Genomic DNA, 13,114 nt, shown 5'->3' with positions numbered 1-13,114 from the left:
GAGCCCTCCAGGGAGAGTGCCAGGGCGCGGGGCTCGGCGAGGACGCGTCCTTGATCTCGGAGAGCGTCGTCGGGGATGGCTCGATCGCCTGGGAGTGCCTCTTCGGCTGCGGCGACGACGTCCTCTACTACCGGGTACAGGGCATGGTCGACCACCTGTTCACGTTCCCGGCGGTGCGGCGGCCCGGGCTGGTCACATACGTCCTCCCCGGGCGTGGACGAGGCGAGCTTCCGCGACGGGTTCCGGATCGCCGACGGCGACCGCATAGCCATCGACGTGAAGAGCCACGGCGTGGCCTTCGAGAACCAGGTGCGGTACGTCTCCCCGACCCCGTCCACCACCCGGCCGCAGCTCCGGCGCCCCTCGCCGCACATGGCACGGAGCCTGTCACCGCGGCATGAACACCTCGTGAAGCAGGGCCGGTCGAGCTGTGCAGACGCCGCCCGGCCTGTGCACGCTCTGAGAGCGACCAGCCCGTCCCGCAGCCCGACCTCGCAGGAGGAGACCGAGCCGTGCCCACCACCCGTAAGAAACAGGTGCACCTCGCAGCGCAGCTGCCTGGTGTCCACAACGTCACCGTCTGGTCGGACCCGCGCTCCGAGAGCCAGATCTCCATCGACTCCTTCATCCGGCTCGCGCAGACCGTCGAACGCGGCAAGTTCGACTTCTTCTTCCTGGCCGAAGGGCTGCGGCTGCGCGAGCACAAGGGGCACGTCTACGACCTGGACATCGCGGGGCGCCCGGAGAACCTGACCGTGCTCAGCACGCTGGCGGCCGTCACCACGCACCTCGGCCTCGCCGCCACGGTCAACGCCACCTTCAACGAGCCGTACGAGGTGGCGCGCAGGTTCGCCACACTGGACCGGCTCAGCGGCGGGCGTGCCGCATGGAACGTGGTGACCAGCTACGACGCCTTCACCGGCGAGAACTTCCGCCGGGGCGGCTTCCTGCCCGAGGCCGACCGTTACACCCGGGCCGCCGAGTTCCTCGGCACAGCGCGGCAGTTGTGGGACAGCTGGGCCGACGGCGACCTGCGGGCCGACGCCGCGACGGGAGAGTTCGCCACCGCCGGGGCCGGCCGCTTCGACCACCGGGGCCGACACTTCGACATATCCGGCCGGTTCACGACCCCGCCCGGCCCGCAGGGGCATCCGGTGATCATCCAGTCGGGGGAGTCCGACGCGGGCCGAGAGTTCGCCGCGTCCGACGCCGAGGTCATCTTCAGCAAGCACACCGAGCTCGACGCGGCCCGGGACTTCTACCGGGACGTGAAGCGGCGCCTCGCCACGTACGGCCGTGGTCCCGACGATCTGCTGATCCTCCCCACCGCCAACGCGGTCGTCGCCGACACCGACGAGGAAGCCGCCGCCTACGCCGCGGAGATCAGCCGTGAGCTGGTGAGCCCGCAGACCGCGATCGCCCACCTGGAGGCCGTCTGGGGCCGCGACCTGTCCGCGTACGACCCGGACGGGCCGCTGCCCGACATCGAGCCCGAGGACGACTCCCACCTTCTGAAGGGGCACTCCGTGTTCCGCAAGGGCAGGGGGGAGACGGCCAGGCGGTGGCGCAAGCTCGCCGAGGAGCGGAACCTGTCGATCCGGGAACTGGTGATCGAGGTCGGCGGCCGCCAGACCTTCGTCGGCAGCCCGCGTACGGTTGCCGACGCCATCGACCACTACGTCCAGACCGGGGGCGCCGACGGCTTCGTCCTCGTGCCCCACCTCACCCCCGGCGGCCTGGACGACTTCGTGGACCGGGTGGTGCCGCTGCTCCAGGAGAAGGGCGTCCACCGCGACGACTACACCGGCAACACGCTCCGCGACCACCTGGGCCTCGCCGACGCGCCCCGCCCGGCCGCATGGGGCGGACCCGCCCCGCGCGACGAGAAGGAGACCTCCGAATGACGGGCACCACCGGAGCCACCGACCCGACCGGTATCCCCGGACCCCCGCTGCACCTCGCCGTCGCGCTCGACGGCGCCGGCTGGCACCCGGCGGCCTGGCGCGAGGAAAGCGCCCGGCCCGGCGAGCTGCTCACCGCCGCGTACTGGGCAGACCTGGTCGCGGAGGCCGAGCGGGGTCTGCTCGACTTCGTCACCTTCGAGGACGCCCTCGGGCTTCAGTCCGCCGCCTTCCACCGGCCCGACGACCGTACTGATCAGGTCAGGGGCAGCTTGGACGCGGTGCTGCTCGCGGCCCACCTCGCCCCGCTCACCACCCGCATCGGCCTGATCCCGACCACGAACGTCACCCACACCGAGCCGTTCCACCTGGCCATCGGCATCGCCACGCTCGACCACGCCACCAAGGGCCGCGCCGGATGGCGCCCGCAGATATCGTCGCGCGCCGCCGACGCCGCCCACTTCGGCCGTCGCACCACCCCCCAGCTCACCGAGCAGGACGTGACCGACTCGGAGCTGATTGCCGGGCGGATGCGCGAACTGTTCGCGGAGGGCGCCGAGGTGGTGGAGGCGGCGCGGCGGCTCTGGGACAGCTGGGAGGACGATGCGGAGATACGGGACGCGGCGACAGGCCGTTTCATCGACCGTGACAAGGTCCACCACATCGACTTCCAGGGCGCGAACTTCAGCGTGAAGGGACCTTCGATCACCCCGCGCCCCCCTCAGGGCCAGCCGCTGGTGGTGAGCCTCGCGCACGCCTCCACCCCGTTCGAGTTCGCCGCTCTGAGTTCCGACGTCGTCCACGTCACGCCGCACGACCGGGCGGACACGGTGGCGATCCTCGCCCAGGTCGACGAGGCCGTGCGGCGCACCGGCAGGGACGTGACGCAACGCCCACTGCGAACCTTCGCGGACCTTGTCGTCCTCCTGGACGACGAACCCGGCGCCGCCGCCCGGCGCAAGGCCCGCCTGGACGAGGTGGCCGGTGCCGAACTCGCCTCCGACGCAGAGATATTCACCGGCACGCCCGGCGAACTGGCCGACCTGCTGCTCGACTGGCGCTCGGCCGGTCTCGACGGCTTCCGCCTGCGGCCGGGCACCCTGCCGCACGACCTGACGGCGATCACCCGGGGCCTGGTCCCGGAGCTGCAACGGCGCGGTGTGTTCCGCGCGGAGTACGAATCCACGACACTCCGCGGCCACTTGGGCCTCGCACGCCCTGCGAGCCGCTATGCGACGGCGGGTTGACGAGCCCTCGCCGTGGGATGGACACCACACGCCAGTCCCGGGGTGAAGCTCAGTGCGACCTCGACGGCCAGAAGCGGAACGGCAAGGCCAAGCGCAGCCCGGAGGTCCCTGCTGCCGGCCTCTGCGCGACGGGGAACCCGACGGGTCACAAGGGCCTCTTCCGCGGCGGCTCATGGAACCTGCTGGGCAAGCAGCTCACCGCCACCGTGGTGCTCGGCCTGTTCTCGTTCGTGGTGACCGCGCTGATCGTCAAGGTCAACGAGGCCACCATTCGTTGATCGCGTGGTGGCCCCACGTCAGGTTGGCCTGCGCCACGACGACGGAGAACGTGGTGCCGGTCGCCGCCGTGGGGAGCGTCAGGGTCCGGGATTCGACCGTGGAGGTGTTCGACGAGCAGCTCAGTGCCGTCGAGCCCAGGACCTGCGTCCATTCGCCGTCGAGATAGGCCTCGACCCGGACACGGGTCGGGCCCTCACCGATGCCCCAGGCTGTGGACAGCGTGATTGTCTTCACGGTCTGCGGCGCGCCCGGATCGACGAAGAGACCCGAGTTCACGCCGCTGTCCCGCGATGCCCACGAGGTGTCGGGGTCTCCGTCGGCGACATCGTTCAAGGTGCCCCCGAGGTGCCCAGCATGGTTGACACGGTCTGGGAGACGGAGTGCTGGACTGCGCCCAGGTCGGGGCGGCACACTTCGGCCTGCGGAGGGGCTTGTCGACGCCCCTGGTGCGTGGCGCCCTCGCTCCAGTTGTGCCCCTGGAGGTGGAACCTCTGAAGGTCACGGCCCACGCCGACTGCGGGACGCCTACCCGAAGGAGGGCAGCCCCCGGTACCGGATGATCGCCGACATGAGGCTCAGCCAGCTCGCCAAACTCCCCTTCGTCCCCATCGATTTCGACGACGTGGAAGCTCTCCTCGCGGTCGTCCGGCCCGAGCCCGCCGGGCCGCCACGCGACGCCTGACGCCTGGCGCCTGACGCCTGACGCGTGACGCGTGCGAGGCAGGGCCGGACAGATCGCCGACGGGAAGCACTCCGTGGCGGGTGGTCCTCTCGGGTGACCACCCGCCGCTGGCCGTCGACGGCGACTCCCGAACGGTTGCGCTTGCTGGTGGAGGCCGTCAGAGAGAGGCGCCAAGGTTTGGACTACCAAGCGGGCGGCCAACCGGCTGCCCGGCGCAGCCGACACGGGACGGCTTGCTCTTCGGGGTCCAGCATCGAGGAGGGGGCCGAAGCGGGGCTGCGTCATGCCCAGAGGCCGGCCCGAGAGGTGCTCGGCGAGGTAGCAGAGGACGAGGGCGGCTCGGTCGGTCGTCCATGGAGCCGGCCTGGTGTTGCAGCGCTGTTGGCCGGTGTTGAGACGATGCCCGGGCCCTGGTGCGCGAGTGGCGGCCGGGCAGGCTAGTTTGCTGGGATGAGTCTTCTTGATGATGTGGCCGAGCGCGACGGCTGGCGATGCTGGGTATGTGACGAACCGGTCGACCCCGACGAGTCGGTGAACGACCCGCGGGGGCCCAGTGTCGACAGCCGGACCGCTGACCGGAAGGCCAAGGTCGCCGAGCGGCTCGCGCACCGCGGGTGCAACAGCCGCAAGGGTGCGGTCAAGGTGGTCATCGCCTGGCCGGAGCGCCTGTACGTGGTCGAACCCGCGCCGCTGATCGCTGTTGCCGACAGGCTGGAGCGCAAGGGGGGCCGCGAGATGGTGGGCCGTTGTCCGACCAGGAAGGACGCCCAAGAGGCGGCGGATTGGCTGGTGGACCGGTTCTCCCGACTGCTGCCGGGGCTGCCGGTGACCGCCGGCATCGAGGCGGGCGGCGGCCAGTTCCTCGTCGTCCTGGCCACTGGCCGCCGCTGATCGCGGATCACCTTCAGCCCAGGACGGGCGCCGCCGGGGCGCGGTAGCCGGACAAGGCGAACGGTCCTGCGATGCCCCGCTACTGTCCTTGAAGGCGGGTTGTCGGTCGCTCACCTGGGCACTCTCGAAGGCGCATCGGCCGGCTCCGGGGAGCGGGCCGTCCCCACGGTGACCACCGGTGTGCGTCCTGCGCGCCGCGTGGCACCGCCCCCCCGACCGTGAACACAGCGTTTCCGGCCGAGTGCCGAGTGCCGAGTGCCGAGTGCCGAGTGCCGAGTACCGAGCTCGTCAGCGGTCAGGGCACGTTCAGTGGGCGGCCGGGCGGACGAGACCGGTGTCGAAGGCGAAGACGGCCGCTTGGGTGCGGTCACGCAGCCCCAGCTTGACCAGGATGCGGCTCACATGGGTTTTGACGGTCTGTTCGGCCACGACGAGACAGGTCGCTATCTCCGCGTTGGACAGGCCCTGGGCGACGAGGGTCAGGACCTCGGTCTCCCGCTCCGTCAGTACGCCGACGCGGTCCTTCAGGGGGCTGCGCGGGGTGGCACTGAGCCGAGAGAACTCCGTGATCAGACGTTTGGTGAGGTCCGGGGCGAGCAGGGCGTCGCCGCGCGCCACCACCCGTACCGCCTCGGCAAGTTCGTCGGCGGAGGCGTCCTTCAGCAGGAATCCCGAGGCGCCGGCCCGCAGGGCCTCGTAGACGTACTCGTCGAGGTCGAAGGTGGTCAGGACGAGGACCTTCACGGTGGAGCCGGCGGCCGCGGTGAGGACGCGGGTGGCCTCGATGCCGCCGGTGCCGGGCATGCGGATGTCCATCAGGACGACGTCGGGCGAGAGTTCCGCGACCTTGGTCACCGCGTCGGCACCGTCCACCGCCTGACCGACGACCTCGATGCCGGGTTCGGCGTTGAGCAGCACAGTGAACCCCTGTCTGACCATCATCTGGTCGTCCGCGATGAGGACGCGGATGGTGCCGCTGGTCATGTGCCGTCCTTGGGGGTGTCGAGGGGCAGGGTGGCGGCCACCTCGTAGCCGCCGTCCGGGGTCGGACCGGCGACCAGGTCGCCGCCCAGCATGGCGGTGCGTTCCCGCATGCCGAGCAGGCCGTGGCCGAGTCCCGGCGAGAGCGGGAGGGTGGCGGGGTCTACGGGGCGCGTGGCCGGGGCGTTGGCGATCCGGAGGGTGAGTCCGGTGGTCAGGTAGCCGGTCTCCACCCGCACCGGGGCTCCCGGCGCGTGCCGCATCGCGTTGCTGAGCGCCTCCTGGACGATGCGGTACGCGGACAGCTCGACGCCGGGCGAGAGCCGGCGGCGTTCTCCGCTGGTGGCGGTGTCGACGGACAGGCCGGCGGCACGGACGTTGTCGAGCAGGTCGTCGAGCCGGTCCAGGGTGGGTTGCGGGGCGTGCCGTACGGAGTCGGACGCCGGGTCCTCCGCGCGCAGGACGCCGAGGACGCGGCGCAGTTCGGTCAGCGCCTCGACGGCGTTCTGGCGGATGCCCGCCAGGTTCTCCCGCAGTTCCTCGGAGGGGTTCTCGACGAGGTGCGGGGCCACCTGCGCCTGGATGGAGATCACGGACATGTGGTGGGCGACGACGTCGTGGAGCTCGCGGGCGATGCGTCCGCGCTCCTCCAGGACGGTGCGCATGGCCCGCTCCTCGGCGGTGAGGACCTCCTGTTCGAGAAGTTTGTTCCGGGCCACCCGGCTCAGCCGGAGGGAGGCGCCGACGACCGCCGCGATCGCGAAGGCGAGCGTGCCGCCGGCCACGTCCTCGTTGTGCACGATGCCCGAGGGCACGGCCGTGCTGCCCAGTCCGGAGAGCACGGTGAGCAGGAGCGTGACGGCGGTGACGAGAGGGGGGACGCGCAGCGCGAGGAGCAGCACCACGAAGGTGTGCATGACGATGCCCCAGATGCTCCAGGGCCAGAGCAGGTCGGGGCCGACGGTCGCGTCGGTGATCTCGGCGGTCAGGATCAGGCTGAGCGTGGACAGCCACCAGGCCGGCACCGGTCGGCTCAGGGCGAGGACGAGGGAGGCGGCCTGGAGGACGACGAGGAGTTCGACCGGGGCGGTGAGGACGGTCATCGCCTCGCCGTACTCGGCCATCTTGGCCGCGCCCGCGAAGACGGCGAGCAGCACGAGGTGTCCGTGCGGCAGCCAGCCGAACCAGGTCTGGCGGGGCAGCGGGTCGCGGGCCGTCGTCCACAGGTCGCGGCGCAGCGTGCTCGGCGCCCTGCGCAGGGCGGCGCCCAGCGCGCGCCCGTAACTGTCCCCCACCCGTTCCCCCTTGTCGATCACGTTCACCCTATGCACTCCGTACCTGGGTTCGAGCGGCGGGTGGCCGCGCCCGGGGCGGACGGCGTCCGCCCGCTTCGTACGTACGGAAGACGGCGACGCACGCGAGCAGCGCGAGCCCGAAAACGGGCAGCCAGGCGAGCCGGGCGAGGATCCAGTCGTATCCGTCGGGGAGGGTGTGCAGACCGGTCAGCGGGCCGTGCCCGGTCAGTCCGCCGGCGAGGAGGCCCAGCATCGTGACGGCCATCATCGCGGTCTGGTGCCACAGGAAGACCGTCATGGCAGTGAGGTTGAGGAGGGCCACGGCAGCCCAGGCGGCCGGCCGGCTCAGGGCCCGGCGCAGCGGGCCGACGAGCAGGAACGCCGCTCCGCATTGGGCGATGCCGAAGGTGACGGCGGCGAGCGTGGGCGGGTTGAGGTTGGAGACGGCCGCGCCGGGCACGCCGACCATGGACGCCGGATAGCCGGCGAGGGCGACGAGCAGCACGGTGGCCGGCGCGCCCGTGATCAGCAGGGTCCACCCGACGGGCCGTTCCCTGATGCCGTGGCGGGCCCACAGGGCGCCCAGGCAGTACGGAACGAGCCAGCCGGCCGCCACGTTCGTCCAGCCGAGCCAGTCGGGTCCGCCGAAGCCGAAGCGGATCACGTCGACGTGCAGGACGACGGCGAGCGGCCACAGCGGGTGCACCTTGGCGACCAGCGGGGTCGCTGCCGTGAGGGCGGCGAAGACCAGCAGGAACCAGAGCGGGGAGAGGACGAGCTTTCCGAGCGTGTGCACGGTCTGCCAGGGCACCCCGCCCAGGGTCATCGCGAGCGCCGTGGCGGCCCACACGGCGATGACGACGGCCACGGGCCGGAACAGCCGGCCGAGGCGCGCGGTCAGCCAGTCGCGGTAGGACGTGCCCTAGGCGAGGGCGGAGGTGTGGCTTGTGGCGGCGACCCGTCCGCCGACCAGGAAGAAGACGGCCAGCGTCTGGAACACCCAGGAGACCGGGGTGAATTCGGGCAGCCGGCTCAGAGGGCTGACGGCCCGCAAGGTGCCGCTGTCGGTGGTCAGGGCCGTGACGAGCCAGTGTCCGAAGACCACGCCGAGGATGGCGAGGGCGCGCAGGGCGTCGAGGGCGCGGTCGCGGCCGGGCGGGGTGGCGGCGTCGATCCGGCAGGCGAGGTCACGCATCGGCCGGATCCCGTCCCGCGACGATCCGGGCCATGTTCCGCAGGGGTACGGAGCCGCGGCGGAGATAGTCGCTGTGGCCGCCGGCACCGGCGTCGAAGACCCGGGCGCCGAACTCCGGGGCGACGGGGTCGGTGCCGAAGCCGAGTTCCCCGAACACCAGGGAGACGCGGACGTGGGGGACATGGGCGATCCAGTCGTCCGTGGCGCGGCCGGCCCAGACGGTGCCCGTGGTGCCGAGGTCGGCGGCGCGGTCGGCGCGGGTGCCGGGGCTGCCGTAGAGCACGAGGCCGGCGACGGGGAGGCGGTCAGCGGCCTCGGCGCAGACGACGGAGCCGTACGAGTGGCACAGCAGCGTCAGACGCGCCCGCGGTGCGGCGGCGGCCAGTTCACGGACGAAGGAGGCGAGGAGCGGGGCGGCCTCCTGGGCGCGACCGGGGGTTGTCGCGGCGGCGCTGAGAGTGGCGGGGGTCCGGTAGCCGAGCCAGGCCAGGACGGCCGTCCCGCGGCCCAGTTCGCGCTGCAGCTCGGCGGCGCCGGACCGGAAGCGGTGGCTGTCGAGCCGGGTGTCCGAGCCGGGTACGAGGACGGCTATCCGGGTGGCGCCGGCGAGGTCGCCGAACACCTCGACGCTGCGGCCGCCGTCTCGGCCGTCGAAGGAGAGGAGCCGGTGGTCCTCCCCGGCCATGGCCCGCAGGGTGGCGGCGCGTCCGTGGTCGCCGTGGGCGTCGGCCATGGCCTCGGCGGCCTGGACGGCGGAGCGGTTGGCGGCGTACCGCCCGGCGAGTTCGCCGGGCAGGGCGAGCGAGAGGGGAGCGAGCGGGGCGGGGACGGGCGCGGGTACGGCGGCCGGGCCGACCGCACCGACGGTGGGCACCGCCACCGAGGCGGCGACGAGGGCGGCGAGCAGGGTGCGGCGCAGGCGACGGCTGCGCGGGCGGGACGCCATGGAGTGGTCCTTCCGTACCGGGGTGGTTCTCGATTCCGGTGCCGAACCTATGGATCACGCCGGGTAACCGACGTCCCACCAGGGAGGACACTTGCCACGTAGCTCTGGAGTACTACGGGTACGGGTACGGGTACGGGGGCGCCGCGGGGCCTGGACCGCCACCACGCTGGATTCACCGCCACAGGACATCGACCGGGCCACCGAGAGCCGGTGGAAGAGAGGAACCACGTCAGCACCGTGCGGCAGAGCCCGGTCCAGCCGCATTCGGCACCCGTGCGGTCCGGGCCGTCCGCAGGTATGGACTCGGCGGCAGCCCCCGCACCTATGGTTCGGCCCCCTGGCCGGCGGCCCTTCCGTCGGCTCTCTACGCAGGCGCCCAACGCCACAAGCAAGAGGAGGTCACGTGATCCGCCGGCCAGGCCCCAGAGGGCGGGGCCGAAGCGGGCGTCCATGTTCCGGTGGTCCTGCCCCCTCCCAGGGGCCGGTCAAGGAGCCCGGCCCCTGGGAGGGGGCGTCAGGGAGTTACAGGATCTCGATGGACCTGACCTGCGGCGGCCGGTTCGGGAACGTGATGTCCGTCCAGCGGTTGATACGTACGGAGTCGCCGTTGACGTCGTAGTAGATCAAGTCGTTGTTGCCCGTGGAAATCTTGTCGACCCACCAGCCGCCGAAGTCGGTCCGTCCCCTGTTCGCGTAGCAGTCCACGCTCTGCCGGCCACCGCTGTGGGACCAGATCTTCAGGAAGTTCTCGCCGCCCCGGCACTCGACGTGATCGATGGCGTAGGCGTTGCCGGGAATGGCCATGGTCAGGGATGCCGCCGCGATGAACGACGCGGCAGCCGAACGAACGAACCTTGTCGACCTCAAGAGCACGATCTCTCCATTCAAGGGAATCGACCGGGAAGGCGCCCCGCACCGCAGGTACGCCGAACAACCACACCGCGACACCCAGGCAAAGACGTTCGCGGTTGCACACCGAGGTTGCTATGCGGTCGGTGCGCCATGCAATCAACTTGGCCGCGCGCGACCGAATTTCGAACCACGATGTCCCGATTTACGCCCGTGGGGTGCAGTTGAAACATTGCGCATGGGAATCTCCGGGCCCGGCACCAGGGAGGGAGTTGCGGCGGCCGTAGGCCTGCGAGGGGCTCGGAGAGGGGCTGCCGTGCTGCACCTGTCGGAGGGGAACCGGCCCCGGCGCTTCCGCGCCCGGGCCGGTTCCCCGGACGGGTCACCAGCGGCGGCGCGGCGGAACCGGGTTGAGCTTGGCGGTGAGTGCCGAGAGGAAGGACGGGAGCTTGTCGACCATGGCTTTGGGGACCGGGGTGGACTGGACGGTGTCTCGCCTCACGTCTTGGACGACGAGGGAGTAGGTGCCGTTCTCCTCGACGAGTTCGGCGGCGAAGAGCAGTGTCTGCGTGGAGGTTTCCATCAGAGCTCCTGGGCATGGGTGTCGTCGAGCCAGGCGGTCCAGGCCTTGGTGGCCTGCTCCTCATCGGTGTCCTCGGCGAACAGGTGGTGGCCGAGCCAGATCGGCACGTTCCAGGTGCTGCCGTTGAAGAACCGGTACAGGGCGTCCGGGCCCCGCAGGCCGACGAAGTCGGCGCTGAGCCAGTCGACGACCACTTCCACGGGGTCAGGGTCCGGGCCGGGGGCGAGGAGCGTGAACCGGTCGCCGACGGCCGCGTCGTCGGCGAGTCCGAGGCGTCGGCGCAGTGCGGCGAAGTCCGCCGGGTCGGCGGTGGGTTCGGGGCGCTGAGACCTGACGTAGACGGCGGGGCGGCCGGCGAAGTGCCGGAGGTACTCGGCGAGGGCGTGCTGGTGGAAGTCGACGTACTTCTCGGCCACGTCCGTCTTGGCGTCCCAGTTCCAGGCGTCGTCGACGATCCCCGTGTGGACCCAGTGGATTCCCATCCGCAGGTGGCTCGTGTCGCCGTCGGCCGGCGTGATGCGGTAGCTGAGCGTGTTGGAGAACCCGCCCTCCTGGGTCGCCCGTAGGGCGAGATGGTGCGGCGGCTCCCACGCCACGACGGTGGCGTCTCCCCGGGTGGCCTTTCCGCCGACGCGCGGCTCGATCTCCATCGGATAGAGCCAGCCGAGGTTGCCGGGGCCGGTGGCGACCGCGTCCCAGACCTGGTCGGGTGGGACGGGCAGGTCCTGCTCCCGGCAGACCTCGAACTCTCGGGCCATGGTCGGTTCTCCTTCGTCGTCGTTCAGGTGTCAGTAGGCGAGCGGAAGGGCGGTCAGCCGCCGCTGCAGCGGGTTGTCCCGCCAGTCCAGTGCCGCCCCGTCGGCCAGCCGCAGTTCGGGGAGCCTGCGCACCAGCGTGCCGACGGCCACCTCCGCCTGGAGCTTGGCCAGCGGGCCGCCGAGGCAGAAGTGCGGTCCGTGACCGAAGCTCAGGTGCCGGTTGGCGGGGCGGGACAGGACGAGCCGGTCGGGGTCCTCGAAGCGCTCGGGATCGCGGTTGGTCGCGCCGAGGAACAGGTAGACCAGCTCGCCCTCCCGCAGCGTCCGTCCGCCGATCTCCAGGTCCTGCGCGACGACCCGGACGATCGCCTGGGTGACCGTGTCGTAGCGGGCCAGTTCCTCGACGGCGCCGCGGATCAGGCCCGGGTCCGCGCGCAGCCGGGCCAGTTGGTCCGGGTGGCGCAGCAGGGCCAGCATGCCGTTGCCGATCAGGTGGGTGGTGGTCTCGTCGCCGGCGGTGATCAGGACGAAGCAGGTGGACAGCAGTTCGGAGTCGGTGAGCCGGTCGTCCTGTGCCTGGGTGGCGACCAGGGCGCTGATCAGGTCGTCGCCCGGGTCACGCCGGCGCTGCCGGATGAGCCCGGACAGGTACTCCTCGTACTGGTCGATCGCCGCCTCGGACTTGTCGATGTCCTCGCTGAGCCGGCCGAAGCGGCGGAACCAGCTCTTGACCTGCGGTCGGTCCTCGTCCGGAATGCCGAAGAGCTCGCAGACGACGGACATCGGCAGCGGAGAGGCGACCGCCTCGATCAGGTCCATGGTCGTTCCGGCGGCGACCGCCTCGTCGATGAGCTGGTCGACGATCCGCTGGACGCCGTCGCGCAGGGCCTCCACCCGCCGGGCGGTGAAGGCTCTGCTGGCCAGTTTGCGCAGCCGGGCGTGGTCCGGCGGGTCGGTGTTGGTCATCACCCGGCCGAGTCGCTCGGTGAGCCGGCTGAAGGCCTTGAGGTCGCCGCCGAGCGCGCTGTAGGCGCGGGTCATCCGGTCCCGGTCGTTGGACAGCCGCAGGTCGCCCAGCGCCGCCTCGACATCGGCGTACCGGGTGAGGTACCAGATGCCCTGGGGGCTGCGGTGGACCGGGTCCTCGCGTCGCATGCGGGCATAGAACGGGTACGGGTCCCGCCGGGCCCCGGGGGTGAGCAGGGCCGCGGCGAGGTCGTCGGGCCGGGCGGGGCCCGCGGTGTCGCGGGCCCCGTCCAGTGTTTCGGTGGAGGTCACGTCGGCCGCGTTACCGCTGGGCGTTCATGGCGTCGGCGAGGCTCTTGGGCCGCATGTCGGTCCAGGACTGCTCGACGTGTTCCAGGCAGGCGGCGTGGGAGTCGGGGCCGTGGGCGACGGTCCAGCCGGGCGGGACGTCCGCGAACTCCGGCCAGAGCGAGTGCTGGTTCTCGTCGTTGACGAGGACGAGGAAGGTGCCGTCCTGGTCGTCGAAGGGGTTGGTCATGGG

At 71.6% G+C, this 13,114-nt stretch carries 13 protein-coding genes and 1 pseudogene; 4 read left to right on the top strand and 10 right to left on the bottom strand.

From position 1 onward, the window contains the following. Positions 1–512: 512 nt before the first annotated feature. Genes ACFC0G_RS17210 through ACFC0G_RS17200 form a run of 3 tightly spaced genes read left to right on the top strand, consistent with a single transcriptional unit; the run spans position 513 to position 3,426 of the window. Positions 513–1,904, top strand: a complete 1,392-nt coding sequence (locus ACFC0G_RS17210) for an NtaA/DmoA family FMN-dependent monooxygenase (RefSeq protein WP_376403876.1) — start codon at positions 513–515, stop codon at positions 1,902–1,904. After that, positions 1,901–3,148 carry an LLM class flavin-dependent oxidoreductase gene (locus ACFC0G_RS17205; protein WP_376403874.1) on the top strand — a complete coding sequence of 416 codons (1,248 nt, stop codon included), beginning with the start codon at positions 1,901–1,903 and terminating at the stop codon, positions 3,146–3,148. Before ACFC0G_RS17210 ends, ACFC0G_RS17205 begins: the two co-directional genes overlap by 4 nt. Before the next feature lie 17 nt (positions 3,149–3,165). Further along, positions 3,166–3,426 (top strand): hypothetical protein, encoded by a 261-nt coding sequence (locus tag ACFC0G_RS17200; RefSeq protein ID WP_376403872.1) that lies wholly within the window; start codon positions 3,166–3,168, stop codon positions 3,424–3,426. Here ACFC0G_RS17200 and ACFC0G_RS17195 read toward each other — a convergent pair. After that, positions 3,404–3,760, bottom strand: coding sequence for a discoidin domain-containing protein (locus ACFC0G_RS17195; RefSeq protein ID WP_376403870.1), 357 nt, complete (start codon positions 3,758–3,760; stop codon positions 3,404–3,406). The genes ACFC0G_RS17200 and ACFC0G_RS17195 overlap by 23 nt on opposite strands. A gap of 799 nt (positions 3,761–4,559) precedes the next feature. On the opposite strand from ACFC0G_RS17195, the gene ACFC0G_RS17190 reads away from it, so the two are divergent. Further along, positions 4,560–5,000, top strand: a complete 441-nt coding sequence (locus ACFC0G_RS17190; protein WP_376403868.1) for a hypothetical protein — start codon at positions 4,560–4,562, stop codon at positions 4,998–5,000. Positions 5,001–5,306: 306 nt separating this feature from the next. Here ACFC0G_RS17190 and ACFC0G_RS17185 read toward each other — a convergent pair whose 3' ends face one another. From ACFC0G_RS17185 to ACFC0G_RS17145, 9 genes and pseudogenes are all read right to left on the bottom strand, one after another. Then, positions 5,307–5,984, bottom strand: a complete 678-nt coding sequence (locus ACFC0G_RS17185) for a response regulator (RefSeq protein ID WP_376403866.1) — start codon at positions 5,982–5,984, stop codon at positions 5,307–5,309. Continuing rightward, on the bottom strand, positions 5,981–7,303 hold the full coding sequence (locus tag ACFC0G_RS17180) for a sensor histidine kinase (protein ID WP_376403864.1): 1,323 nt from the start codon (positions 7,301–7,303) through the stop codon (positions 5,981–5,983). The genes ACFC0G_RS17185 and ACFC0G_RS17180 overlap by 4 nt, the downstream gene beginning before the upstream one ends. Before the next feature lies 1 nt (position 7,304). After that, positions 7,305–8,471 (bottom strand): annotated as a pseudogene (locus ACFC0G_RS17175) (acyltransferase). Continuing rightward, positions 8,464–9,417 (bottom strand): alpha/beta hydrolase, encoded by a 954-nt coding sequence (locus ACFC0G_RS17170; RefSeq protein ID WP_376403862.1) that lies wholly within the window; start codon positions 9,415–9,417, stop codon positions 8,464–8,466. The pseudogene ACFC0G_RS17175 and the gene ACFC0G_RS17170 overlap by 8 nt, the downstream one beginning before the upstream one ends. Before the next feature lie 522 nt (positions 9,418–9,939). Beyond that, positions 9,940–10,221 (bottom strand): beta/gamma crystallin domain-containing protein, encoded by a 282-nt coding sequence (locus tag ACFC0G_RS17165; RefSeq protein WP_376403860.1) that lies wholly within the window; start codon positions 10,219–10,221, stop codon positions 9,940–9,942. A gap of 427 nt (positions 10,222–10,648) precedes the next feature. Further along, the gene (locus ACFC0G_RS17160; protein WP_376403858.1) at positions 10,649–10,849 is read right to left on the bottom strand and encodes a hypothetical protein; all 201 of its coding nucleotides are present in this window, start codon (positions 10,847–10,849) and stop codon (positions 10,649–10,651) included. Further along, the gene (locus ACFC0G_RS17155) at positions 10,849–11,607 is read right to left on the bottom strand and encodes an SRPBCC domain-containing protein (RefSeq protein ID WP_376403856.1); all 759 of its coding nucleotides are present in this window, start codon (positions 11,605–11,607) and stop codon (positions 10,849–10,851) included. Before ACFC0G_RS17155 ends, ACFC0G_RS17160 begins: the two co-directional genes overlap by 1 nt. 30 nt (positions 11,608–11,637) lie before the next feature. Further along, positions 11,638–12,885 carry a cytochrome P450 gene (locus tag ACFC0G_RS17150; RefSeq protein ID WP_376403854.1) on the bottom strand — a complete coding sequence of 416 codons (1,248 nt, stop codon included), beginning with the start codon at positions 12,883–12,885 and terminating at the stop codon, positions 11,638–11,640. 10 nt (positions 12,886–12,895) lie between these two features. After that, positions 12,896–13,111 (bottom strand): MbtH family protein, encoded by a 216-nt coding sequence (locus tag ACFC0G_RS17145; RefSeq protein ID WP_376403852.1) that lies wholly within the window; start codon positions 13,109–13,111, stop codon positions 12,896–12,898. Positions 13,112–13,114: the final 3 nt, after the last annotated feature.

The sequence above is a fragment of the Streptomyces sp. NPDC056169 genome (assembly GCF_042268445.1).
Lineage (GTDB): Bacteria > Actinomycetota > Actinomycetes > Streptomycetales > Streptomycetaceae > Streptomyces.
Note: the sequence above shows the minus strand (reverse complement) of the source record. Positions and strands in the feature narration are given on the sequence as shown.